General features: G+C 65.2%; 20 protein-coding genes. 13 read left to right on the plus strand and 7 right to left on the minus strand.

Annotation, left to right across the window (positions count from 1 at the left end):
* Positions 1-377 precede the first annotated feature (377 nt).
* From AC1DCF_RS13750 to sdhC, 4 genes are read right to left on the minus strand one after another with little or no spacing between them, the layout of a single operon-like run.
* On the minus strand, positions 378-1136 hold the full coding sequence (locus tag AC1DCF_RS13750) for a succinate dehydrogenase iron-sulfur subunit (protein WP_441791764.1): 759 nt from the start codon (positions 1134-1136) through the stop codon (positions 378-380).
* Positions 1137-1138: 2 nt separating this feature from the next.
* A complete protein-coding gene (gene sdhA, locus AC1DCF_RS13755; protein ID WP_441791765.1) occupies positions 1139-2956 on the minus strand; it encodes a succinate dehydrogenase flavoprotein subunit in 1818 nt (605 codons plus the stop codon).
* 18 nt (positions 2957-2974) lie between these two features.
* Entirely contained in the window at positions 2975-3436 is a 462-nt protein-coding gene (locus AC1DCF_RS13760) for a succinate dehydrogenase hydrophobic membrane anchor subunit (RefSeq protein ID WP_477211494.1), read from the minus strand.
* A gap of 14 nt (positions 3437-3450) precedes the next feature.
* On the minus strand, positions 3451-3867 hold the full coding sequence (gene sdhC / locus AC1DCF_RS13765) for a succinate dehydrogenase, cytochrome b556 subunit (RefSeq protein ID WP_477211495.1): 417 nt from the start codon (positions 3865-3867) through the stop codon (positions 3451-3453).
* 216 nt (positions 3868-4083) lie between these two features.
* Here sdhC and AC1DCF_RS13770 point away from each other — a divergent pair, with 216 nt between their 5' ends.
* The 7 genes from AC1DCF_RS13770 to AC1DCF_RS13800 all read left to right on the plus strand — a co-directional run bounded on the left by AC1DCF_RS13770 (position 4084) and on the right by AC1DCF_RS13800 (position 12475).
* The gene (locus tag AC1DCF_RS13770) at positions 4084-5205 is read left to right on the plus strand and encodes a mannose-1-phosphate guanylyltransferase (protein ID WP_441791768.1); all 1122 of its coding nucleotides are present in this window, start codon (positions 4084-4086) and stop codon (positions 5203-5205) included.
* Between the two features lie 181 nt (positions 5206-5386).
* Positions 5387-6472: a BMP family lipoprotein gene (locus AC1DCF_RS13775; protein WP_477211496.1), complete on the plus strand. Its 1086-nt coding sequence runs from the start codon at positions 5387-5389 to the stop codon at positions 6470-6472.
* A 157-nt stretch (positions 6473-6629) separates the two neighbouring features.
* Positions 6630-8150 (plus strand): ABC transporter ATP-binding protein, encoded by a 1521-nt coding sequence (locus AC1DCF_RS13780; RefSeq protein ID WP_477211497.1) that lies wholly within the window; start codon positions 6630-6632, stop codon positions 8148-8150.
* On the plus strand, positions 8147-9442 hold the full coding sequence (locus tag AC1DCF_RS13785) for an ABC transporter permease (RefSeq protein ID WP_477211498.1): 1296 nt from the start codon (positions 8147-8149) through the stop codon (positions 9440-9442). The genes AC1DCF_RS13780 and AC1DCF_RS13785 overlap by 4 nt, the downstream gene beginning before the upstream one ends.
* Complete coding sequence (locus AC1DCF_RS13790) at positions 9442-10728, plus strand: ABC transporter permease (protein WP_477211499.1); 1287 nt, start codon at positions 9442-9444, stop codon at positions 10726-10728. Before AC1DCF_RS13785 ends, AC1DCF_RS13790 begins: the two co-directional genes overlap by 1 nt.
* Positions 10725-11159, plus strand: coding sequence for a cytidine deaminase (locus AC1DCF_RS13795; RefSeq protein ID WP_477211500.1), 435 nt, complete (start codon positions 10725-10727; stop codon positions 11157-11159). The genes AC1DCF_RS13790 and AC1DCF_RS13795 overlap by 4 nt, the downstream gene beginning before the upstream one ends.
* Complete coding sequence (locus tag AC1DCF_RS13800) at positions 11156-12475, plus strand: thymidine phosphorylase (RefSeq protein ID WP_477211501.1); 1320 nt, start codon at positions 11156-11158, stop codon at positions 12473-12475. The genes AC1DCF_RS13795 and AC1DCF_RS13800 overlap by 4 nt, the downstream gene beginning before the upstream one ends.
* Positions 12476-12674: 199 nt before the next feature.
* Here the strand turns inward: AC1DCF_RS13800 and uriH are convergent, their stop codons facing one another.
* Positions 12675-13619: a uridine-preferring nucleoside hydrolase UriH gene (uriH, locus tag AC1DCF_RS13805; RefSeq protein WP_477211502.1), complete on the minus strand. Its 945-nt coding sequence runs from the start codon at positions 13617-13619 to the stop codon at positions 12675-12677.
* A gap of 49 nt (positions 13620-13668) precedes the next feature.
* Here uriH and AC1DCF_RS13810 point away from each other — a divergent pair, with 49 nt between their 5' ends.
* The 5 genes from AC1DCF_RS13810 to AC1DCF_RS13830 all read left to right on the plus strand — a co-directional run bounded on the left by AC1DCF_RS13810 (position 13669) and on the right by AC1DCF_RS13830 (position 17760).
* Positions 13669-14874 (plus strand): adenosylhomocysteinase, encoded by a 1206-nt coding sequence (locus AC1DCF_RS13810; RefSeq protein ID WP_477211503.1) that lies wholly within the window; start codon positions 13669-13671, stop codon positions 14872-14874.
* Positions 14874-15677 carry an IclR family transcriptional regulator gene (locus AC1DCF_RS13815; RefSeq protein ID WP_477211504.1) on the plus strand — a complete coding sequence of 268 codons (804 nt, stop codon included), beginning with the start codon at positions 14874-14876 and terminating at the stop codon, positions 15675-15677. Before AC1DCF_RS13810 ends, AC1DCF_RS13815 begins: the two co-directional genes overlap by 1 nt.
* Positions 15678-15802: 125 nt before the next feature.
* Positions 15803-16924, plus strand: a complete 1122-nt coding sequence (locus AC1DCF_RS13820) for an adenosine deaminase (protein ID WP_477211505.1) — start codon at positions 15803-15805, stop codon at positions 16922-16924.
* A gap of 84 nt (positions 16925-17008) precedes the next feature.
* Positions 17009-17491, plus strand: a complete 483-nt coding sequence (locus AC1DCF_RS13825) for a PTS sugar transporter subunit IIA (protein ID WP_477211506.1) — start codon at positions 17009-17011, stop codon at positions 17489-17491.
* Positions 17488-17760 (plus strand): PTS sugar transporter subunit IIB, encoded by a 273-nt coding sequence (locus AC1DCF_RS13830; RefSeq protein WP_477211507.1) that lies wholly within the window; start codon positions 17488-17490, stop codon positions 17758-17760. The genes AC1DCF_RS13825 and AC1DCF_RS13830 overlap by 4 nt, the downstream gene beginning before the upstream one ends.
* 92 nt (positions 17761-17852) lie before the next feature.
* Here the strand turns inward: AC1DCF_RS13830 and AC1DCF_RS13835 are convergent, their stop codons facing one another.
* Both AC1DCF_RS13835 and AC1DCF_RS13840 read right to left on the minus strand, forming a co-directional pair.
* Entirely contained in the window at positions 17853-19733 is a 1881-nt protein-coding gene (locus AC1DCF_RS13835) for a phospho-sugar mutase (protein ID WP_477211571.1), read from the minus strand.
* A gap of 89 nt (positions 19734-19822) precedes the next feature.
* Positions 19823-20656, minus strand: coding sequence for a purine-nucleoside phosphorylase (locus AC1DCF_RS13840; protein ID WP_477211508.1), 834 nt, complete (start codon positions 20654-20656; stop codon positions 19823-19825).
* Positions 20657-20829: 173 nt separating this feature from the next.
* Here AC1DCF_RS13840 and AC1DCF_RS13845 point away from each other — a divergent pair, with 173 nt between their 5' ends.
* The gene (locus tag AC1DCF_RS13845; RefSeq protein WP_477211509.1) at positions 20830-22266 is read left to right on the plus strand and encodes an NAD(P)H-quinone dehydrogenase; all 1437 of its coding nucleotides are present in this window, start codon (positions 20830-20832) and stop codon (positions 22264-22266) included.
* Positions 22267-22290 lie beyond the last annotated feature (24 nt).

Here is a 22290-nt window from a genome sequence, read left to right on the forward strand (position 1 = left end):
CCGCGGACACTTCGATGCCCCCCTTCGTGTTGCCGGCGGGTTTCTTCGCCGACTGCGCGCCCCATAGCCAGTCGGCGTCATTGCAACCCGAGGCGATGACGCCGACTGCTCATCTCACGCCTCCGGCGCGTTCGGCCGAGGTTCACACAGCGAGCAGCGCCCCGGAGCCGCACTTGGCCGGGAGCGGAGTCTCGGTTCTGTGGTTGGTTCCGTTGGGGGTAGGGATCGTCGTGTTAGGCGCCCTCTTCGTCGTGATCATGTATCGCCACCGACACGACGATGTCGACTAAGGCCGCAAGCTGAGCACAAAAAACGCATCCGCCCACGAAATCGTGAGCGGATGCGTTGGATGTACGACGTGCGAGCTACGGGAGCGGTTACGCCTTGCCGCGCAGAATCGCCTGCTTGACCTCGGCGATGGCCTGCGTCACCTGGATGCCACGCGGGCATGCCTCTGAACAGTTGAAAGTGGTGCGGCAACGCCACACGCCCTCTTTGTCGTTCAGGATGTCGAGGCGCACTGCTGCATTCTCATCGCGCGAGTCGAAGATGAAGCGGTGGGCGTTCACGATGGCGGCCGGGCCGAAGTACTGGCCGTCGGTCCAGAACACCGGGCAGCTCGACGTGCAGGCCGCGCACAGGATGCACTTGGTGGTGTCGTCGAACCGCTCACGCTGGGCGACGGTCTGGAGACGCTCCTTGCCATCCTTCGCCTTCGAGGTGGAGACGAGGAACGGCTGCACCTCCTTGAACGACTCGAAGAAGGGCTCCATGTCGACGATCAAGTCCTTCTCCAGCGGCAGGCCCTTGATGGCCTCCACGTAGACGGGCTTGGTGATGTCGAGGTCCTTGATCAGGGTCTTGCAGGCGAGGCGGTTGCGGCCGTTGATGCGCATCGCATCCGAACCGCAGACACCGTGCGCGCAGGAGCGGCGGAAGCTGAGCGAACCGTCCTGCTCCCACTTGATCTTGTGCAGTGCGTCGAGGATGCGGTCGGTCGGGTACATCTCGACGTCGAAGTCCTGCCAGTGCGGCTCGTCGTCAACCTCGGGGTTGAAGCGGCGCACGATCAGGGTGACGGTGAATGACTCGATGACCTCGGGGGCGACCGGGGTGTCGATGGTGGCAGTGCTCATCGTTAGTACTTCCTCTCCATCGGCTGGTAGCGCGTGATGACGACCGGCTTCCAGTCCAGCGCAATGTGATCGGCGGCATCCGCGGAGTGCGGGTCTCCGGTCAGGTAGGCCATCGTGTGCTTCATGTAGTTGGCGTCGTCGCGGTCGGGATAGTCGTCGCGCATGTGGCCGCCGCGGCTTTCCTTGCGGTTGCGGGCGGAGAAGACGACAACCTCGGCCAGGTCGAGCAGGAAGCCGAGTTCGACGGCTTCGAGCAGGTCGGTGTTGAAGCGGCGACCCTTGTCCTGCACGCCGATGTTCTTGTAACGCTCGCGCAGCAGGTGAATGGTCTGGGTGACTTCGCTGAGCGACTCATCGGTGCGGAACACCTGAGCCTTCTGGTCCATCATCTCCTGCAGTTCCTTGCGGATCACTGCGATGCGCTCAGTACCGGTCGAGGTGCGGATGCCTTCGAGCAGACCGCGCACGAAGCCGGCGGGGTCTTCGGGCAGCGGAACGAACTCGGCGGTCTTGACGTACTCGACGGCGTTGTTGCCGGCGCGCTTGCCGAACACGTTGATGTCGAGCAGCGAGTTGGTGCCGAGACGGTTCGAGCCGTGCACCGAGACGCAGGCGCATTCACCGGCGGCGTAGAGGCCCGGAACGACGGTCGTGTTGTCGCGCAGCACTTCGGCCTTGACGTTGGTGGGGATGCCGCCCATGGCGTAGTGAGCGGTCGGCATGACCGGGACCATCTCGGTGACCGGGTCGACGCCCAGGTAGGTGCGGGCGAACTCGGTGATGTCGGGGAGCTTGGTTTCGAGAACCTCGGCGCCCAGGTGGGTGCAGTCGAGGTAGACGTAGTCCTTGTGCGGACCGGCGCCGCGGCCTTCCGCGACCTCCTTGACCATGCACCGGGCAACGATGTCACGCGGGGCGAGGTCCTTGATGGTCGGGGCGTAGCGCTCCATGAATCGCTCACCCGACGCGTTGCGCAGGATGGCGCCCTCACCGCGAGCGCCCTCGGTCAAGAGGATGCCGAGTCCGGCCAGTCCGGTCGGGTGGAACTGGAAGAACTCCATGTCTTCCAGCGGCAGGCCCTTGCGCCAGATGATGCCGACGCCGTCACCGGTGAGGGTGTGCGCGTTCGAGGTGGTCTTGAAGATCTTGCCGAAACCGCCGGTCGCGAAGATCATCGCCTTCGCCTGGAAGACGTGCAGCTCGCCACTCGACAGGTCGTAGGCGACAACACCCGACGGCTGGTCGACGCCGTCGACGTTGGTCATGATCAGGTCGAGCACGTAGAACTCGTTGAAGAAGTTGATACCGCGCTTGACGCAGTTCTGGTACAACGTCTGCAGGATCATGTGGCCGGTGCGGTCGGCGGCGTAGCAGGCGCGGCGAACCGGGCTCTTTCCGTGGTCACGGGTGTGACCGCCGAAGCGACGCTGGTCGATCTTGCCTTCAGGCGTGCGGTTGAAGGGCAGGCCCATGTTCTCGAGGTCGATGACCGCGTCGATGGCTTCCTTCGCCAGGATCTCAGCGGCATCCTGGTCAACCAGGTAGTCGCCACCCTTGACGGTGTCGAACGTGTGCCACTCCCAGTTGTCCTCTTCGACGTTGGCCAGAGCCGCCGCCATGCCGCCCTGCGCCGCACCGGTGTGCGAACGGGTCGGGTAGAGCTTGGAGATGACAGCGGTGGATGCGTTGGGGCCGGCTTCGATGGCGGCACGCATGCCTGCCCCTCCGGCTCCAACGATCACAATGTCGAACTTGTGGTAGTGCACGCCGTCGATAACGGTGGACTCCGAGGGCGCTGTCACAGTGGCATCCGTAGTCATGATGGGTTTTTGCAGCTCCTAGCTGGCCGAGCAGAACGAGGGGAGAAGGTCGGCGGGCGCGCCGGCCGGGCAGGGGTCGAAGGTGAAGACAACAAGGGTGCCCATCACGATCAGCACAACGACGGCGGCGAGAATCGCTGCCTTGAAGATGCCGCGGGTGAGACGGGACGCCGCGTAGTCGTTGACGATCGTGCGCATTCCGTTGCCACCGTGGATGAGTGCGAGCCAGAGCATCAGCACATCCCAGACCTGCCAGAACGGGCTCGACCACTTGCCGCCGACGAAAGCGAAGTCGAGGGCGTGCACGCCCTTGCCGAGCATGAGGTTGACGAAGAGGTGACCGAAGATCAGCACGACCAGCAGAACGCCGGAGACGCGCATGTAGATCCAGCCCCACTTCTCCCAGTTGACGCCGCGCTTGGTGCTGGCGCGGGCCTCACGGGAGTACGGGCTGCGGGGGGTTTCAATGGTGGTTGACATCTCTGTTCCCCCTCCTAGTGACTGAAGACGTTGATCAGGTGGCGGGGGACGAATGCCAGCATCGTGACCGCCCAGAGTGCGATGACCACGTAGAACATGATCTTCGAGTACTTGGCATTCCAGAAGTCGATCAGGATGATGCGCAGTCCGTTGAACGCGTGGAACACGATCGCACCGACCAGGGCGACTTCGCCGAGACCCATGATCGGGGTCTGGTACGTGCTGATCACCGCGTTGTACGCCTCAGGACTCACGCGCACCAGCGCGGTGTCGAGAATGTGAACCAGCAGGAAGAAGAAGATCGCGACGCCGGTGATGCGGTGAAGAACCCACGACCACATTCCTTCACGGCCCCGATAGAGGGTGCCGGCTGGGCGACGCGATGTTGTCTTTTGCTGAGATGTCAGGGTTCCTGCCGTCTGCTGTGGCATGAACAACCCTCCCTGGCTGAATGGTGTGACCCCGCGATTGGGGGCCCTGCAGCTCTCTGAGCGCGTGGAGCCAGTCTAGTTCCCGGCGCGATGCATTTTCCGGTTAGGGGAACCTAAGAAACGATGGCGCCGGGTGGGCGACGTCTGTCGCACCCCGGCCAACCCCTCCGGGGTGGGCTCCCCGGATGGTCATTGTGCGGCGGCTAGGCTGGCTGAATGTCTCACCCCACTGATGCTCTGACTCGTTTCTATGGCGTGATTCCCGCCGGCGGGATCGGATCCCGGCTGTGGCCGCTGTCTCGGGCCGACGCCCCCAAGTTTCTTCACGACCTGACCGGTTCGGGGCAGACACTTCTGCGCGACACCTGGGACCGCCTGGTGCCGCTTGCGGGCGACCAGCGCATCATGGTCGTCACCGGCCGGGCGCACCGCGCGGCGGTGGAGGCGCAGCTGCCGGAACTGGCCGATCACAATGTCGTACTCGAGAGCGAGCCGCGCGAGTCGTCGGCAGCGATCGGCTTGGCGGCGGCAATCCTGCAGAAGCGCGAACCCGGAGTCATCATCGGTGCGTTTGCCGCTGACCACGTCATCAAGAACGCCGCAGTGTTCCGTCAGGGAGTTCGTGAGGCGATTGCCGCAGCGGATGCCGGCTACATCGTGACGCTCGGCATCCAGCCCTCTGAGCCGTCGATCGGTTTCGGCTACATCAAGTCGGCCGAGCCGCTCGACATCGCGGGGGCCCCGACGGCGCGTTCCGTCGCATCCTTCGTTGAGAAACCCGACCTGGCGACCGCCAAGCAGTACGTCGCGAGCGGCGACTACCTGTGGAACGCCGGCATGTTCATTGCCAGGGCCGACCGGATCCTCGAAGAGATCGGCACGAACGAGCCAGAGCTCCTCGCCGGTCTACTCACGCTCGCCGACGCCTGGGACACCCCGGAGCGCGGCGCTGTCGTCGACCGCATCTGGCCGAACCTCAAGAAGATCGCCATCGACTACTCGGTCGCCGAACCCGCTGCTGCTGCCGGGCGACTCGCCGTGATTCCCGGCCAGTTTGACTGGGATGACGTCGGCGACTTCGCCTCGATCGCCAAGATTCACTCCGGCGGGCGCAAGCGCGACCTGGCCATCCTCGGCGAGGGCGCACGCGTACTGTCCGACTCCTCAAGTGGCATCGTCGTCAGTCATACCAAGCGAGTGATCGCCCTGATCGGTGTCGAAGACATTGTCGTGGTCGACACCCCTGACGCGTTGCTGGTGACGACAAGTGCGAACGCCCAGAAGGTGAAGGCCGTCGTCGACGCGCTGAAGCTCTCCGGGTCGAGCGACGTGCTCTAAAAGCACTTTCTTCCACGGTGCGCGCTCTCCGCGCTGACCGGGGCTTTGTGGCGGGAATGTATCAATGATGTAACCGTTATCAGCCTGGGACACTTTGCTCGTTTGAGCAGGGAAATGTTCGGTAGCCTGTAGCAACACAGCCCCCGGCCCAGTGCGGGGCCGCACTTTTTGGAGGTCCGTCTTGAAAATCACAACCCGAAAGACCGTGTTCGGCGGTCTCGCCGCCTTGGGCGTCGCTGCCCTCCTCGCCGGTTGCGCCCAGGCGCCGACCACCGGCGGCTCGTCGTCCGGCGCTCCTGTCGCCAGCGACTTCCTTCCTTGTATGGTGTCTGACTCCGGTGGATTCGACGACAAGTCGTTCAACCAGCTCGGCCTGGAAGGCCTGACCTCCGCAGCGAAGACGCTCGGTGTCAAAGAGATCCACGTTCAGTCCAACTCTGACTCCGACTACGCGCCGAACATCAGCCAGCTGGTGGACCAGGGCTGCAACTTGATCGTGACTGTCGGGTTCAACCTGGCCGCAGCGACGAAGGAAGCCGCGACAGCGAACCCCAAGGTCAACTTCGCGATCATCGACGACAACTCGATCACGCTGCCGAATGTCAAGCCGATCGTGTTCGACACCGCTCAGGCCGCCTTCATGGGTGGCTACGCGGCAGCGAGCTACAGCAAGACCGGTGTCGTCGGAACCTTCGGCGGCCTGCCGATCCCGCCCGTCACCATCTTCATGGACGGCTTCGCCGACGGTGTTGCCTACTACAACCAGCAGAAGGGCAAGGACGTCAAGGTCCTCGGCTGGGACGTCGCCACTCAGAATGGCAACTTCACCGGCGGATTCGAGGCCGGAACCACGGCCAAGCAGAACGCTCAGGGCCTGATCGACCAGAACGCCGACGTTATTCTCCCGGTCGGTGGACCGATCTACCAGAGCGCGGCAGAAGCCATCCGTGACTCAGGAAAGGGCATCGTGCTCCTCGGCGTTGACGCCGACCAGACCCAGACCGACACGAAGAACGCCGATCTGTTCCTGACTTCCATCATGAAGGGCATGAAGCCCGGCGTCGAAGCAGTGACGACCTCCGCGGCCGAGGGCAAGTTCGACAACGCCCCGTTCGTTGGAACGCTGAAGAACGAGGGCGTCGCCCTGGCTCCGTTCCACGACTTCGAGTCGAAGGTCGACCCGGCACTTCAGGGCGAGCTGGACGCCATCAAGGCAGGAATCATCGACGGCACGATCAAGGTCGAGTCGCCTTCTTCGCCGAAGTAACAACTCGCATCAGGCATCGGGGAGGCCAGCTCAGTTTGCTGGCCTCCCCGTGACCGTTAACCGTTTGATCTGAACTGCCCTGAACCACTCCGAACTGTGCTGAACTGTTCCCCTGGACAACGCGATGCTGCGCTTGTCGGAAGGTAGATTACTGACCATGAAGCTTGAACTTCGCGGCATTACGAAGCGATTCGGTTCGCTCGTTGCCAATGACCACATTGACCTCACCGTCGAGCCGGGTGAGATCCACTGTCTGCTCGGTGAAAACGGAGCAGGCAAATCCACCCTGATGAACGTGCTCTACGGCTTGTACCAGGCCGATGGAGGAGAGATTCTTCTCGACGACACCGTGCAACACTTCGAGGGTCCAGGCGATGCCATGGCCGCGGGAATCGGCATGGTGCACCAGCACTTCATGCTCATTCCGGTCTTCACCGTCGCCGAGAACGTCATGCTCGGGAATGAGGAGACCACGTTCGGCGGACGTCTCAACATGGCGGCAACCCGCAAGCGGGTGCGCGAACTCTCCGACCAGTTCGGTTTCGACCTCGATCCCGACGCCCTCATCGAAGACCTTCCGGTTGGCGTGCAGCAACGCGTCGAGATCATCAAGGCCTTGTCGCACAACGCCAAGGTGCTGGTCTTCGATGAGCCGACTGCCGTGCTGACCCCGCAAGAGACCGACGAGCTCATGCTCATCATGAAGCAGCTCAAGGCCGCGGGCACAGCGATCGTCTTCATCACCCACAAACTCCGAGAGGTGCGCGAGGTTGCCGACCGAATCACCGTAATCCGCCTGGGCAAGGTTGTCGGTGAGGCATCGCCGACCGCGTCGAACGAAGAACTCGCCTCGTTGATGGTGGGTCGCGCCGTCGACCTGGTCATCGACAAGAGCCCGGCACATCCGGGCGCGCCGGCGCTGGTCGTCACCGACCTGTCGGTGATCGACCCTCACGGCCAGCTGGTGGTGAACAAGGTCAACTTCGACGTGAAGGCCGGTGAGATCCTCGCGATTGCCGGGGTGCAGGGCAATGGCCAGACCGAGCTCACCGAGGCGATCATGGGCCTCCAAGACCGGGTTACCGGCGACATCTCCTTGAACGGCAAGAGCCTGACCAGACTGAGCGTGAACAAAGTCTTGGAATCCGGTGTCGGCTTCGTTCCTGAGGACCGCAACGAGGACGGTCTGGTCGGTGCTTTCACAATCGCAGAGAACCTCATGCTCGATCGCTCAAACGCCGCACCGTTCGTGAAGGCCGGCAACCTGCAGTTGCGCTATTTGAACGAGTTCGCGCAGGAGAAACTCGGTGAGTTCGACATCCGCGCGCAGGGAATCACCACGGCGGTGAGCAAACTGTCGGGCGGAAATCAGCAGAAGGTCGTCCTGGCACGAGAGCTGAGTCGTGAGTTGCAGCTGTTTGTCGCGGCCCAGCCCACCCGCGGGCTCGACGTCGGCTCGATTGAGTTCGTGCACGGTCAGATCGTCGCCGCACGCGATGCGGGGGTGCCCGTCATCGTGGTTTCAACGGAACTCGACGAGGTGACCGCACTGGCCGACCGGATCGCCGTGATGTATCGCGGTGGGATCGTCGGAATCGTCCCGGGCGATACGTCCCGAGACACCCTTGGTTTGATGATGGCCGGGGAAACCCCGCCCGCAGCAGGAGCAGCAGCATGAGCGACGCACAGAATCCCGTCGGCACCCCGGCCTCCACGCCGAATGTGCCCCTAAGCCCGCCCACAGCTTCGACGCCGACGGGTGTCGAACCGCCCTCGCGCGGCCGAGTCGCGATGAATGAGATCCTCGGCGGCTCCGTCATGATTTCGTTCCTGTCGATCGTTCTCGCAATGATCGTCGGCGCGCTGCTGATCGCAGTGACGGATCCCGCGGTTCAGTCGACCGCCGGCTACTTCTTCTCCCGTCCCGGCGACCTACTCAGCGCCGTCTGGCAGTCGGTCTCCGGCGCCTACTCATCGCTGTTCCAAGGCTCGATCTACAACTTCCGTCGCCCTGACTTCGCCGACGGGATCAGGCCGCTGACCCAGACGCTGGCCTTTGCCACGCCGCTGATCATTGCCGGTCTCGGTATCGGTCTTGGCTTCCGGGCCGGTATGTTCAACATCGGTGGTCGCGGCCAGATGCTCATCGCCATCGGTGTTGCCGGCTGGATCGGATTCTCATTCGACCTTCCCTACGGCGTGCACATGATCGTCGCCGTGATCGGTGGAATGATCGGTGGCGCACTCTGGGGCGGACTCGTCGGTCTGCTGAAGGCACGAACCGGAGCGCACGAGGTCATCACGACCATCATGCTCAACTACGTCGCGTTCTATCTGATCTCCTACCTCCTGCGCACCCCTGGTGCCCTGCAGGCTCCGGGATCGAACAACCCGAAGTCTCCGGCGATGAAGGCCACCGCAATCTTCCCCAAGCTCTTCGGCGATCAGTATGCCTTGAACCTCGGCTTCATCTTCGCGATCATCGCCACCATCGTGGTCTGGTGGATTCTCGCGCGCTCAAGCCTCGGTTTCAAGTTCCGGGCCGTCGGCGAGAACCCGAGCGCAGCCCGAGTGGCGGGCATCAACGTCAAGAGCATTTTCGTCTGGGCGATGGTCATCTCCGGCGCCCTTGTCGGTCTGGCCGGTGTCTCGCAGATTCTCGGAACCGTCACGACCGGATTCAGCTCGGGAATTGACGCCGGAATTGGCTTTGACGCCATTACGGTCGCTCTTCTGGGTCGATCGCGGCCCTGGGGCATCTTCTGGGCAGGCCTCCTCTTCGGTGCGCTGAAGGCCGGCGGCTTCTCGATGCAGGCGGCGAATGGCATCCCGATCGACATCGTCCTTGTCGTTCAGTCGATGATCGTGCTGTTCATTGCTGCACCGCCGCTGGTGCGCGCGGTGTTCCGCCTGCCCACCCCCGGGGTGTACAAACCGATCGCGCCGAAGCTGAAGGTTGAGGGAATCTGATGACTGTTATCCACCACGCCACGTCCCCGGCCGACGCAAAGATCGTGCTTGAAAAGGCAGTGATCAAGAGTTGGAAGACTCCGGTCACCTTCGCCGTCGTCACCGCGCTTTCCTTCCTGCTGTTCGTCGTGCTTGCCCGCCCGGGAATCAGTACGTTCCGTTTCACGGAAGACAGCAACCTGATTCAGCTCCCGCCCGTCAGTCTTCCCACGACGCCCACCTGCATCGCCGTGACCATCCTGATGGCCGCACTCACCGTATGGGCGTTCTTCATCGCTCGCAGTGGGCGCAAAGTCTCGCTCTGGATCGTCGCGCTGTTCGGGTTCCTCTTCCTCGTCGCCTTCTTGACCTGGGCAGGCGCCGGTTCGTCGATTCCCGTTTACGGGCTACTGCTCGGAACGGTGGCGCTCAGCGCACCACTGATCTTCGGTGCGATGGGCGGCGTGATCTCCGAACGATCCGGCGTCGTGAACATCGCAATTGAAGGACAGATGCTCGCCGGTGCGTTCGTTTCGGCGATGATCGCCTCGATCACCCGGTCGCCGTTCCTCGGTCTGCTCGGTGCGATGGTCGCCGGCATGCTCGTGTCATTCGTTCTGGCGGCCTTCGCGATCAAGTATCTCGTCGACCAGATCATCGTCGGCGTGGTGCTCAACGTGCTCGTGCTCGGCCTCACCAGCTTCCTGTTCTCCACGGTGATGACCGCGAACCCGCAGATGCTGAACAACCCGCCGCGCTTCGACCGGCTTCCGATCCCGATCCTCAGCGAGATCCCGATCATCGGCCCGCTGCTGTTCCAGCAGACCATCATCATCTACATCATGTACGTGACCGTCGCTGCAGTCTGGTTCGGGCTGTACCGAACCCGGTGGGGCCTGCGCGTGCGGGCCGTCGGCGAGCACCCTCAGGCTGCAGACACCGTCGGCATCAAGGTCGGGGTCACCCGGTTCTGGAACGTCTCACTCGCCGGCGCCATTGCCGGCCTCGGTGGTGCCTACTTCACGCTCGGGTCGGTCGGAGCCTTCACGAAAGAAATGACGGCGGGCGCCGGCTTCATCGCCCTGGCCGCCGTGATCTTCGGCCAGTGGGATCCGATCAAGGCAACGCTTGCGGCGCTCCTGTTCGGATTCGCGACAAACTTGCAGAGCGTGCTGAGCATCATCGGTTCGCCGGTGCCGAGCGAGTTCATGCTCATGCTGCCGTACGTCGTGACGATCCTCGCTGTCGCAGGATTCGTCGGCAAGTCGAGGGCTCCGGCCGCCGACGGAAAGCCGTACATCAAATGACCGAGTCAACGAACCCGGCGGCTGAACAGGTCAATTGGGAGGCGCTGCGCGGTGCAGCGCTCGAGGCGATGGCTAAGGCCTACGTTCCGTATTCCCACTTCCCGGTGGGCGTCGCCGCGTTCGTCGACGACGGTCGCCTGATCACCGGATGCAACGTCGAGAACGCGTCCTACGGACTCACCCTCTGCGCCGAGTGCGCATTGGTTTCGATGCTGCACCTGACCGGTGGCGGGCGCCTCGTCGCGTTCGCCTGCGTCGACGGGCACGGCAACGCATTGATGCCGTGCGGGCGTTGCCGCCAGCTGCTCTACGAGCACTCGGCGCCGGGCATGCTGCTGCAGACGGTGTCGGGAGTGAAGACCATCGACGAGGTGCTTCCCGACGCGTTCGGCCCCCGCCAACTTCTCGAGTACGCCGGGGAGACCTCATGAGCGGCGGAGCCGACTCCGGTCGCCGCATCGAGGCATTCGATGCCGTCGATCTCATTCACACCAAGCGTGATCGGGGTGAATTGAGCACGGCCCAGATCAACTGGCTGGTCGACGCGTTCACCCGCGGCTACGTCGGCGACGAGCAGATGGCTGCCATGACCATGGCCATCTTCTTGAACGGGATGAGCCGCACCGAGATCCGCGATCTGACGATGGCGATGATTGCCAGCGGCGAACGGATGAGCTTCGCCGGGCTCGGCAAGCCGACGACCGACAAGCACTCAACCGGCGGAGTCGGCGACAAGATCACCCTTCCGCTGATGCCCCTGGTGGCCGTGTTCGGCGCCGCGGTCCCGCAGCTCTCCGGCCGCGGCCTCGGTCACACCGGTGGCACGCTCGACAAGCTCGAGTCGATCCCCGGCTGGCGCGCGAACCTGAGCAACGACGAAATGTTCGCGCAGTTGCGTGACCACGGCGGCGTGGTCTGCGCGGCTGGCAGCGGGTTGGCCCCGGCCGATGGCAAGCTCTATTCGTTGCGTGACATCACCGGAACCGTCGAGGCGATCCCGCTGATCGCATCCTCGATCATGTCGAAGAAGATCGCCGAAGGAACCAGCGCGCTGGTGCTTGACGTGAAATTCGGCTCCGGCGCCTTCTTGAAAGACATTGAGAAGTCCCGGGAGCTCGCCCGCACGATGGTGGAGCTGGGCACGGATGCCGGGGTCGCGACCACGGCGCTTCTCACCAACATGAATGTTCCGCTCGGACTCGCGATCGGCAACGCCAACGAGGTGCGCGAATCGGTGGAGGTGCTCGCTGGAGGCGGGCCCGCCGACGTCGTCGAACTCACCGTCGCACTGGCCACCGAGATGCTCGCCGTGGTCGGAATCGTCGATGTCGACGTGGCAGCGGCGTTGAAAGACGGCCGCGCGATGGACAAGTGGCGCGACGTGATCCGGGCGCAGGGTGGAGATCCGGATGCGGCATTGCCCGTCGCGAAGGAAACCCACACGGTATTCGCCGATCGCGATGGCGTGCTCGTCGAACAGCAGGCGCTGCCCTTCGGGATCGGTGCCTGGCGGCTCGGCGCGGGTCGTGCGCGCAAGCAGGATCCGGTGCAGCACGCTGCGGGAATCGACCTGCACGCGAAACCAGGCGACACGGTCACGGCCGGTATGCCATTGTTCACGCTCAGCGCCGATGAACCCGAGCGTTTCGCCCGGGCGCTTGAGGCTGTGGCGGGTGCCTGGCGGATCGGCGACCCCGGCGAACCCATCCTCACCGGTGGTCCGCTGATCGCGGAGCGTATTTCCTAACTGCACAATCAATGACGGGCTCGGCTACTTCTGTGGCCGGGCCCGTCTGTTGTAGTTCGAGATCCACTGTTTCTCGAGATCCACTGTTTCTCGAGATCCAATTCCGCCGCCGAGTTTGAGCGTTCCGGTCGAGTTCCCCTGGTCTACCAGGGAAACTCGACCGCAGGTGTCAACTTCGGCGGACGCGAGGATCCCCTCTCTACGCGGGGTCGCCGATGCGTTCCAAGGCATCGACGATGAGTGACCAGAACTTGTCGTGATCGAGATCGATCGCCACCTGGGTGGTGCAGTCGGCGGGCGCGGGGGAGCGGAAGTCGGCGACGGTCATGCCGAGCGTCAGGGTTCCGGTGAGTTCCACGTCGAGCGGGGCCTTGCGCACCGTCATCACACTCGGGTCGATCACGTACGCCACGGCACACGGGTCGTGCACGGGCGGCGAGTCGAAGCCCTGGGCATCCTTGTAGGTCTCACCGAAGAACTCCAGAAGCTCGCCGACAAACTTGGCCGGCCCGGTGCCGACCGCGGCGATGCGCTCGGCGACGTCGGGGGTGGCCAAGGCCTGGTGGGTGAGGTCGAGGCCGATCATCGTCAACGGCCACTTCTCATTGAAAACGATGTGGGCCGCTTCCGGGTCGATCACGATGTTGAACTCGGCCGTCGCCGACCAGTTGCCCACGTTAAAGCCGCCGCCCATCAACACGACCTCTTTGACGCGCTCGACGATGCGTGGCTCCTTGCGGGCAGCCATCGCGATGTTCGTCAAGCCGCCGGTGGGCACCAGAGTGATCTCGCCTGGCTCGTGCGCCATGATCGTCTCGATGATCAGGTCGACGGCGTGACGGCCATCCAGTTCGATGGTCGGTTCGGGCAGCACCGGGCCGTCGAGGCCGCTTTCGCCGTGGATCGACGGCGCGGTCTCAATCTGGCGCACCAGCGGGCGGTGGCAGCCGGCGGCAAAGGGAACGCCGGTGATCCCGGCCACGCGTGCGACGGAGAGCGCGTTTCTGGTGACCTTCTCCAGGGTTTGATTGCCGACCACTGTCGTCACCGCGACGAGTTCGATGTCGGGATTGCCATGCGCGAGCAGCAATGCAATTGCGTCGTCGTGGCCGGGGTCGCAGTCGAGAATAATCTTCGTCACCATGTCTCCCAACATATATGAAAGTCACGTTCATGTGTGTAACAATTTCTGCATGAGAGACAACACACCGACGGATGCCGCGCAGGCTGATGTCCTCGCAACCGGCCGCGCACGTATCGAATGGATTCGCTCGAGGATGCCTCTCCTTGCGCAGGCGCGCCGCGACTTCGAGGCGACGCGACCGTTCGAGGGCCGCCGCATCGGCATGTCCCTGCACCTCGAGCCCAAGACGGCGGTACTGCTCGAGGCCTTGCAGGCCGGCGGCGCCGAGGTGGTGGCGACGGGAAACCACGGCTCCACCCAAGACGACATCGTCGCCGTGCTGCGCGACGGCGGGATGACGGTGTTCGGAGCCCGCGCCGACACTCTCGGCGAGCACCACCGCAACGTTCAGGCCGTGCTCGACGCCGAACCCGACATCCTGCTCGACAACGGCGGCGACCTCGCCGCAGGTCTCGTGACGGCTGGCCGCACCGCATCCGTCACCGGTGGAACCGAGGAGACAACGTCGGGCGGCCTGCGCCTGCGCGGCGAAATGGCCGGCGCCATCCCCTTCCCGGTGATCGTGATCAACGACAGCCTGCTCAAGGCGATCGGCGAGAACCGGCACGCGGTCGGTCAATCGGTCGTCGAGAGTTTCATGCGCATCACCAACCTGATGGTGCCCGGTCGGCACTTCGTCGTCGCCGGCTACGGCTGGTGCGGACGGGGGATCGCCCAGTACCTGCGGGCGCTCGGCGGGCAGGTTGCTGTCGTCGAGGTCGATGTGATGAAGGCGTTCGAGGCGGCGCTCGACGGCTACCGGGTCGGATCGATGCGCGATCTCGCCGGCTGGGCGGATGTCGTGATCACCGCGACAGGTCAGCCGGGCGTCATCGCCGACGACATCTTCGATCTCTTCCGGGACGGCGTCGTCCTGGCGAACAGCGGCCACTTCGCGGGCGAGATCGACGTGCCGGCGCTCCTCGCCGGTGCGGAATCGGTCACCCAGGTCGGGGACGCCATCCAGCGCATCGACCGGGCCAACGGTCGTCACCTCGTGCTCCTGGCCGAGGGACGCATGGTCAACCTGGCCGGTCCAGCACCGAAGGGCAACTCACTCGAGTCGATGGACCTCGGCTTCCTGCTGCAGGTGCTCTCGCTGGAGCGCGTGGTGACTGCGCCGGAGACGCTGCAGCCCGGCGCGCAGCCGGTGCCGGTCGATATCGAGCGCACGATTGCGACGCGGTTCCTCGCGGCGCTCGACGCAAAGCGCTGATGTCGGCGACGACGCCGGCGGGCGCGCCCACCACGCCGGCCGCGACCTACGCGGTTCCTGCGCTCGACAAGGCCCTCGACATTCTGGAACTGTTGGCCGCGCGCTCCGACGGCCTCACTCAGGCGCAGATCGCCGAGGAGGTGGGGCGCAGCGTCGGCGAGATCTTCCGGGTTCTGCAAGCGCTGGAGCGGCGCGGGTTCATTCTGCGCGACCGGCCGTCGGGCCTCTACCTGCTGTCGACGCGCATGTTCGAGCTGGCGCAGCTGCACCCGCCGCTGCGCGGATTCGTGCAGCGCGCCCTCGGGCCGATGCAGCGACTCGCCAGTGACGCGGTGCAGTCGTGCAACCTCTCGGTCCTCGACGGCGCGGTCGTGCGCGTCGTCGCACAGGCCGAGAGCCCGGGCGACTTCGGATTTCGGGTGCGGGTCGGGGCGGCGTTTGAGATCGCGGCCACGACGAGCGGCGCGGTGCTGCTCGCGTTCGCGCCCGACGACATCCGCGAGTACGCGCTGGCCGAGCTGTGCACGCGCGGGCTCGACGACGCCGGTGCCGATGCCCTGAAAACGCGGATGCGCGTGGCTCAGCAGCAGGGATTCCTCGAGGAAGCCGACGCGCAGCAGGCCGGCATCCTCGACCTGGTCTATCCGGTGCTCGGGCGTGACGGCCACGCGATCGGGGCGCTCACGGTGCCGTGCGTCACCACGAGCTACAGCGAGCATGACGCACAGACGGTGAGTCGCCTGCTCGGCGAGACCGCTGCCGCGCTCTCGGCGCTGATGCGGGGAGATGTGTCGGACGCCTAGCGCCGGCTCGCGCACACTGCGACCTCTCGCGGCGACCCCTCCAGCACGTAGTCAACCCCCGTCGCTTCACGAAACAGAGAGACAACAGAGAGACTCCGAGGGCCCTGCGCCGGTAGATTAGACGAGTGAACACGACCCCAGAGGAATACCTGCTGCCCGGTGGCGCCATCAGCATCAATTCGCTGCCGAAGATCGCACTGCACGACCACCTCGACGGTGGTTTGCGCCCCTCGACCATCATCGAACTCGCCGATTCGATCGGCTTCGAACTGCCGACGACGGATGCCGCATCCCTCGGCACCTGGTTCGCCGACCAGGCCAACTCCGGTTCGCTCGTCGAGTACCTCAAGACGTTTGACGTGACCACGGCCGTCATGCAGACCCACGAGGGTCTCGCCCGCGTCGCCCGCGACTTCGTTGAAGATCTCGCCGCCGACGGAGTCATCTACGGTGAAATCCGCTGGGCACCCGAACAGCACCTCCGCCGCGGCCTCAGCCTCGACCAGGTCGTCGAGGCGGTGCAGGAAGGCATCGAAGCGGGCATCGAGAGTGTCGCCCGCAACGGTTCGCGCATCAAGATCGGTCAGCTCGTCATTGCGATGCGCCACGCCGACCGCGGCCTCGACATCGCCGAACTCGCCGTGCGGCACCGGGGCAACGGCGTGGTCGGCTTCGACATCGCCGGAGCCGAACTTGGCTTCCCTGCCGGCAACCAGCGGGCCGCTTTCGACTATCTGGCCCAGGAGTTCCTGCCGGTCACCGTGCACGCCGGCGAGGCCGACGGACTCGACAGCATCCGGGGCGCCCTCTTCGACGGTCGCGCCCTGCGCCTCGGTCACGGCGTGCGCCTCGCCGAAGACGTGACGATCCAGCGCCAAGACGATGAGAGCACCTTCGTCACCCTCGGCCCGATCGCCCAGTGGGTGCGCGATCGCGAGATCACGCTCGAGCTGAGCCCCTCGTCCAACCTGCATTCCGGAGCGATCGCCGCCTGGGGCGACGACCTGATCGACCACCCGTTCGACCTGCTCTACCAGCTCGGATTCCGGGTCACGGTCAACACCGACAACCGGTTGATGAGCAACACCACCCTGACCAAGGAGTTGGCTCTGCTCAGCGACGCATTCAGCTACGACATCGACGACCTCGAGGTGTTCCAGCTCAACGCGGCGGCGGCGGCCTTCCTGCCGCTCGATGACCGCGAAGAGCTGACGGATGCCGTCATCGCCGGCTTCGCCAACGCCTGACCCACTCCACGGCGTCCTTCCTCGCGAACCACACGAACACCCACCGACTCGCCACCTCGCGTCACCACAACAACGAAAGCTCCTATGCCAATGCCGTCCCTGCCGCTTCCCGCAATCGCGATCGGCGTGCATGCCACCGACTGGCGTGCCGCGATCACCGCGGCGGGGGACGCCCTGGCGCTCTCCGGCGCAACGACGCCTGCCTACACCGACCGCATGATCGGGGTCATCGACGAGTTCGGCGCGTACATCGTCATCGCCCCGGGTCTCGCGTTGGCGCACGCCCGGCCGGGCCCGGATGTGCTGCGCGAGGGTCTGTGCGTCGTGACCCTCGACGAGCCCGTTGTGTTCGGGCATCCGCACAACGACCCGGTCAGCGTGATCGTCGGCCTCAGCGTGACCAGTCCCGACGAGCACGTGCAGTTCGTCGCCGAACTGGCCAATATCTTCAACGACCCGGCGGTCATCCCGGCGATTGCCGCGGCGACCACCGACGAGGAGATTCGGCAGCTGCTCGGCGTGACCGGCGAAGCGCAGGGCGAAGCGCAGGGCGAGGACCAGGCATGAAGATCGTCGCGCTCTGCGGGGCCGGCATCGGCACATCGGCGATTCTCAAGGTGAACGCCGAGCGCGTGCTCGAACGCCTCGATATCGAGGCCGACGTCACCGCCACCGACATCTCACATGTGCAGGATGTCGCCTCCGACGCGCAGGTCATCCTCACTTCGTCGGAACTCGTCGGCGCGATCGGCAAGACGAACGCCGACGTCGTGGTGATCAACAACTACTTCGACTTGGAAGAGCTCACCGCGAAACTGGAGATCGCGCTGGGCTGACTTCGCTTTCGTGTCCGCGAAACTGCAGTTGTCGGAGCCTCACGTCAGCTGAGGCACCGACAACTGCAATTTCGCGGGGGAAACACGCGGCGTTAGTTGATCAGTTCGCGCATACCGGCGTCGAGCACGGCCAGCGCCGACTCCGCCTCACGCTTGCGCTCGGCGACCGTTCCGTCGGTGCTGTGCGTGTCGAGGTAGACCTTGAGCTTCGGCTCGGTGCCGCTCGGCCGCACCATCACCCGCGAACCGTCGATGAGCTTGATGCGCAGCACATCGCTCGGCGGCAGACCGCCGAACCCATCACGCAGGTCTTCGATGCGTTCGACGAGGATGCCGCCGACCGCGATCGGGGGATTCTGCCGGAGCCGCGCCATCACGCGGTCGATCTCCGACAGGTCGGTCACCCGCACCGAGATCTGACCCGACGCGAAATGCCCGAACCGGGCGCTGAACCGGTCGAGGTGCTCGGCCAAGGTCAGGCCGTCGGCCTTCAGCTCGCTGACCAGCGAGAGCAGAGCGAGGGCGGCAGAGATGCCGTCTTTGTCACGCACTGATTCAGGGTTGACCAGGTAGCCGAGGGCTTCCTCGAAACCGTAGATCAGTCCGGGAGCCCGGGACACCCACTTGAACCCGGTCAGGGTGTCGGCGAACTGCAGCCCATAGTCGGCGGCGACGGCGGCCAGCGCCGGAGTCGAGACGATCGAGCAGGCGAGGGTGCCGGTGGCCGGTTGGCCGCCGGCGGCACGCGCCGCGTGCTCCGCGGCACGCCAGCCGAGGATTGCCCCGACCTCGTTTCCGCTCAACCGGCGATAGCCCTCCGCACGGGTCTGATCGGGGATGGCGATCGCGAGCCGGTCGGCATCCGGATCGTTCGCGATGATGAGCTCAGCGCCCACCTCGCGAGCGGTCTGGTAGGCCAGGTCCATGGCGCCGGGCTCTTCGGGGTTCGGGAATGAGACGGTCGGGAATGCGGCGTCGGGGGCGATCTGCGCGTCGACGAGGGTCGGCAGAGCGAAGCCCGCGGCCTCGAAGACGCGGCGGGTGGTGTCCCAGCCCACACCGTGCAGGGCCGTGTAGACCGCGTTGACCTGCGCGCGCGGGTGCCCGGGGGCCAGGCTCGCGGTCGCACCGATGTAGGCCTGAACAACCGACTCCGACGCGGTCTCGTAGGGCGCGCGGGGCAGCTCAGAAACGAGCCTTCCGGCCGCGACGTCGAGAATCGCCGCCGCAATCGCCGCGTCGGCGGGCGACACGATCTGCGAGCCGTCGTTCTCGTCGCCGAGGTAGACCTTGTAGCCGTTGTCGTTGGGCGGGTTGTGCGACGCGGTGACCATGACGCCGGCGCTCGTGCCGAGGTGGCGCACAGCGAAGGCGAGCACGGGTGTCGGCAGCAGGCGCGGCAGCAGGATGGCGCGCACGCCGGCTCCACTCATCAGCTCGGCCGTGTCGGTGGCGAAGACCTGGGAGTTCTTGCGCCCGTCGTAGCCGATGACAACCGACGGCGTGACGCCCGGCTTGGCCGTCGCGTGCAGGTAGGCCGCGAGTCCGGCGGCGGCCTGGGAGACGAGCACCCGGTTCATCCGATTCGGGCCCGCCGCGATCTCGCCGCGGAGTCCCGCGGTACCGAACGCGAGCCTGTTGTCGAAGCGGGAGTGCAGGTCTGCTGTAGCGGCCGCGTCCCCGCCCATTGCCAGGGTCAGCAGCGCGCGCAGCTCCGCGCGCGTCTCCGGATCGGGGTCCTGCGCGAGCCATCCCTGGACCGCGGTGACGAGCGCCGGGTCGGCAGCCGTTGCCGAACCTGCTGCTGCTTCGACCGTTGGGATGGCCGCGGTCGGCGTGGCGTCGGAAGCACTCTCGGCTGATTCGTTCGCGGCATTCGCACCAGGGGTGTGAATTGCTTCGGAACCGGCATCACTGCCGCTACCGGTATCACTGCCATGTCCGGCATCAGCGCCGGCTCCTGCACCGGACATGTCGACGATCGGCATGAGCCGGGTCACGTTCAGATCGTCGGGACCTGCCGCATGCCGGCCGCGTGGCCGGGTGCCGTCTCCGATCTCGCTCACAGCGCCGCCACAATGCGGGCGAGGAGGGCGGTGATCACCGGCTCGGCGTTCTGGCCGGCTTCGATGACCTCGGCGTGGCTGAGCGGCGTCTTCTGGATGCCGGCGGCCAGGTTGGTGATCAGCGACATTCCGAGGATCTCCATGCCGGCCTGACGCGCGGCGATTGCCTCGAGCGCGGTCGACATGCCCACGATATGCCCGCCGAACGACTTCGCCATTTGTACCTCGGCCGGAGTCTCATACTGCGGTCCGCGGAACTGGCAGTAGACGCCGTCGTCAAGGGTCGGTTCGATCGTGCGGGCCAGCTCGCGCAGGCGCGTCGAGTAGAGGTCGGTCAGGTCGACGAAGGTGGCGCCTTCGAGGGGGGAATCGGAGGTGAGGTTGATGTGGTCGCTGATCAGCACCGGCGTGCCGGGCTTCCAGCCGGCCTTGATGCCGCCGGCGCCGTTGGTGAGCACCATCGTCTGTGCGCCGGTTGCCGCAGCGGTGCGCACGCTGTGCACGACTCTGCGCACCCCGTGGCCTTCGTAGTAGTGGGTGCGTGCGCCGATCACGAGGGCGCGCTTGCCGCTCGGCAGCAGCACCGAGCGCAGTGTGCCGACGTGCCCCTCCAGTGCCGGTGCGCTGAACCCGGTGATTTCCTGGGCGGGGATGGTGTGGGTGGTCTCGCCGATCAGGTCGGCGGCCTTGCCCCATCCGCTGCCCAAAGTCAGGGCGATGTCGTGCTGGGCGGCCCCGGTGATGGCGGCGATTTCGGCAGCGGCAGTCCGCGCGATCTCAAACGGATCAGCGTCGGGAACGTCTAGCGGATTGGTCTCGGAATTCAGCATCCCACCACTCTAATTGGCTGTCCCATTCGACGGAGAAAACACTGTGAAATTTGCTCGATTGCGCAGTGCGGGATTTCCCCGGTCGCCGCGGCCGAAAATCTCCGTCGAATGGATCTGAAACCACGCGGAACGCCGGTTTCGCGCTGACGGTGTTGGGGCGGGAGAATAGAGCCATGGCCAACGAGTTCGAACGCAAGCAACGCATAGTAGTACTCGGTGGAGGGCCCGGCGGTTTCGAAGCAGCGCTTGCCGGCGCCCAGCAGGGGGCCGACGTCACACTCGTCGAACGCGTCGGCGTCGGCGGGTCCGCGGTGATCACCGATGTTGTTCCGTCGAAGTCGCTCATCGCCACCGCCGAGGCGTCGAACTCGATTCGTGAGGCCACCGATCTCGGCGTGCAGTTCTTCGTGCGCGGCGCCACCGGCAAGCCGGCCCGCCCCGAGGTCGCCATCAACCTGGCCGCGGTCAATAAGCGTCTTCTCGGACTCGCCCGGCAGCAGTCCGAAGACATGAAGGCCATCTTGATCCGTGCCGGCGTGCGTCTGGTGCAGGGGCAGGGGCGTCTCGACGGCACCACCGGCGTCATCGTCTCCACGGCGCACGACGATACCGGCATCGATTTCGACCGCATCGACGCGGACACCATCGTCGTCTCTGTCGGCGCGAGCCCGCGCATCCTCCCGTCGGCGCTGCCCGACGGCGAACGCATCCTGACCTGGACGCAGCTCTACAACCTCAAGGCCGTGCCCGAGCACCTGATCGTCGTCGGCTCCGGTGTGACCGGCGCCGAGTTCGCCTCCGCCTACCGCGCCCTCGGCTCCAAGGTGACGCTGATCTCCAGCCGCGACCAGGTGCTGCCCGGTGAAGACGCGGATGCCGCATCGGTCATCGAAGACGTGTTCAAGCGCAATGGGATGGTGGTGCTGTCGAAGTCCCGTGCCGAGTCGGTGGTGCGCACGGACACCGGCGTGCTGGCGACGCTGTCCAATGGGCGCACCGTCGAGGGAAGCCACTGTCTGATGGCCGTCGGTTCGGTGCCGAACACGGAAGGAATCGGCCTCGAAGAAGCCGGAGTGCAGGTCACCGAGTCCGGTCACATCCGGGTCAACCGCGTCGCTCGCACCTCGGTACCGAACATCTACGCGGCCGGCGACTGCACGACCGGCCTGCCGCTGGCATCCGTCGCCTCGATGTCGGGTCGCACCGCCGTCTTCCACGCGATGGGCGACGCCGTCAGCCCGATCGAAGTGCGCAACGTCGCAGCGAACATCTTCACCCAGCCTGAGATCGCCACCGTCGGCTGGACCCAGAAGCAGATCGAAGAAGGCCTCGTTCGCGGCGAAATCTACAAGCTGCCGCTCTCCTCGAACCCGCGCGCCAAGATGATGGGCATCAAAGACGGCTTCGTCAAGCTGTTCGCCAGCGTCGGCAGCGGCGCGGTGATCGGCGGAGTGATCGTCGCCCCGAAGGCCAGCGAACTGATCTTCCCGCTCGCCCTCGCGGTCGAGCACCGGCTGACTGTCGACGAGGTTGCGCGTGCGTTCCCGGTCTACCCGTCGCTGACCGGTTCCATCACGGATGCCGCGCGCGCGATGCACGTCGTGCGGTAGTGCTTCACGACACACCTCCGGCCA

The sequence above is a fragment of the Leifsonia sp. 10L418 genome, from assembly GCF_056395445.1.

What these genes read in the sequence shown, in the direction of transcription:
- AC1DCF_RS13825 (WP_477211506.1), top strand. Translation starts at nt 17,009, where the DNA reads ATGCCAATGCCGTCCCTGCCGCTTCCCGCAATCGCGATCGGCGTGCAT.
- AC1DCF_RS13840 (WP_477211508.1), bottom strand. Translation starts at nt 20,656, where the DNA reads ATGCTGAATTCCGAGACCAATCCGCTAGACGTTCCCGACGCTGATCCG.
- AC1DCF_RS13800 (WP_477211501.1), top strand. Translation starts at nt 11,156, where the DNA reads ATGAGCGGCGGAGCCGACTCCGGTCGCCGCATCGAGGCATTCGATGCC.
- AC1DCF_RS13780 (WP_477211497.1), top strand. Translation starts at nt 6,630, where the DNA reads ATGAAGCTTGAACTTCGCGGCATTACGAAGCGATTCGGTTCGCTCGTT.
- AC1DCF_RS13785 (WP_477211498.1), top strand. Translation starts at nt 8,147, where the DNA reads ATGAGCGACGCACAGAATCCCGTCGGCACCCCGGCCTCCACGCCGAAT.
- sdhA (WP_441791765.1), bottom strand. Translation starts at nt 2,956, where the DNA reads ATGACTACGGATGCCACTGTGACAGCGCCCTCGGAGTCCACCGTTATC.
- AC1DCF_RS13835 (WP_477211571.1), bottom strand. Translation starts at nt 19,733, where the DNA reads ATGTCCGGTGCAGGAGCCGGCGCTGATGCCGGACATGGCAGTGATACC.
- uriH (WP_477211502.1), bottom strand. Translation starts at nt 13,619, where the DNA reads ATGGTGACGAAGATTATTCTCGACTGCGACCCCGGCCACGACGACGCA.
- AC1DCF_RS13795 (WP_477211500.1), top strand. Translation starts at nt 10,725, where the DNA reads ATGACCGAGTCAACGAACCCGGCGGCTGAACAGGTCAATTGGGAGGCG.
- AC1DCF_RS13810 (WP_477211503.1), top strand. Translation starts at nt 13,669, where the DNA reads ATGAGAGACAACACACCGACGGATGCCGCGCAGGCTGATGTCCTCGCA.
- AC1DCF_RS13790 (WP_477211499.1), top strand. Translation starts at nt 9,442, where the DNA reads ATGACTGTTATCCACCACGCCACGTCCCCGGCCGACGCAAAGATCGTG.
- AC1DCF_RS13815 (WP_477211504.1), top strand. Translation starts at nt 14,874, where the DNA reads ATGTCGGCGACGACGCCGGCGGGCGCGCCCACCACGCCGGCCGCGACC.
- sdhC (WP_477211495.1), bottom strand. Translation starts at nt 3,867, where the DNA reads ATGCCACAGCAGACGGCAGGAACCCTGACATCTCAGCAAAAGACAACA.
- AC1DCF_RS13750 (WP_441791764.1), bottom strand. Translation starts at nt 1,136, where the DNA reads ATGAGCACTGCCACCATCGACACCCCGGTCGCCCCCGAGGTCATCGAG.
- AC1DCF_RS13770 (WP_441791768.1), top strand. Translation starts at nt 4,084, where the DNA reads ATGTCTCACCCCACTGATGCTCTGACTCGTTTCTATGGCGTGATTCCC.
- AC1DCF_RS13845 (WP_477211509.1), top strand. Translation starts at nt 20,830, where the DNA reads ATGGCCAACGAGTTCGAACGCAAGCAACGCATAGTAGTACTCGGTGGA.
- AC1DCF_RS13830 (WP_477211507.1), top strand. Translation starts at nt 17,488, where the DNA reads ATGAAGATCGTCGCGCTCTGCGGGGCCGGCATCGGCACATCGGCGATT.
- AC1DCF_RS13760 (WP_477211494.1), bottom strand. Translation starts at nt 3,436, where the DNA reads ATGTCAACCACCATTGAAACCCCCCGCAGCCCGTACTCCCGTGAGGCC.